The 521-nt window shown below is 74.5% G+C and carries 1 protein-coding gene; it reads left to right on the top strand.

All coding sequences use genetic code 11. The annotated features are described in order from the left end of the window. Nucleotides 1-48: 48 nt before the first annotated feature. Complete coding sequence (locus CCN35_RS27145; RefSeq protein WP_067397336.1) at nucleotides 49-495, top strand: ATP-binding protein; 447 nt, start codon at nucleotides 49-51, stop codon at nucleotides 493-495. Nucleotides 496-521: the final 26 nt, after the last annotated feature.

The raw sequence follows: 521 nt of genomic DNA, 5'->3' as shown, positions 1-521 counted from the left end.
CGTCGCCGGGCCCGGATTCCTGCTTCACCCCTCAGGGAGCGAGAAGTGATGTGCGAGAAGCACAGCGTCACCCCCCTCGTCGAGGTGGTGTGTGCCGCGGACGGCTCCGGGCAGTCCCGGCCGTGCAGGCCGGCCGACGCCCGCCGGGCGGTGGAGCGCGCGATCGACGCATGCTGCCGTGCGAACCACGCCCCCTGCGACGCGCATGCCGTCTCCGACGCCCAGCTCGTCGCCTCGGAACTCACGGCCAACGCGATTCTGCACGGCGGCGGAGTGACCGGTTTCCACGTCGATCTCGTCGGACGCGGGGTGCGGGTCTGCGTGAGCGACCGCAGCGACCGCCTGCCGGTGGTCCGGCCGCCGGTGGACCACCAGGGCCGGCGCCGGGTCGGCGGACGGGGCTGGCCGATCGTGTGCCGGCTGGCCCATGACGTCCAGGTCAGCGACCTGCCCTCCGGCGGCAAGTGCATCAGCGCCGTGGTCCCGCTGTCCTGAACCGCCCCGCCCGCCCCGTCCCGGCC

Origin of the sequence: Streptomyces thermovulgaris (assembly GCF_002155915.1) — a bacterium.
GTDB classification, from domain to species: domain Bacteria; phylum Actinomycetota; class Actinomycetes; order Streptomycetales; family Streptomycetaceae; genus Streptomyces; species Streptomyces thermovulgaris.
The sequence above is the reverse complement of the archived record's forward strand: the minus strand, read 5'-3'. Positions and strand labels throughout refer to the sequence as shown.

Bases quoted from the DNA above. Each gene is read 5' to 3' on its own strand.
- CCN35_RS27145 (WP_067397336.1), top strand. From the start codon at position 49: ATGTGCGAGAAGCACAGCGTCACCCCCCTCGTCGAGGTGGTGTGTGCC.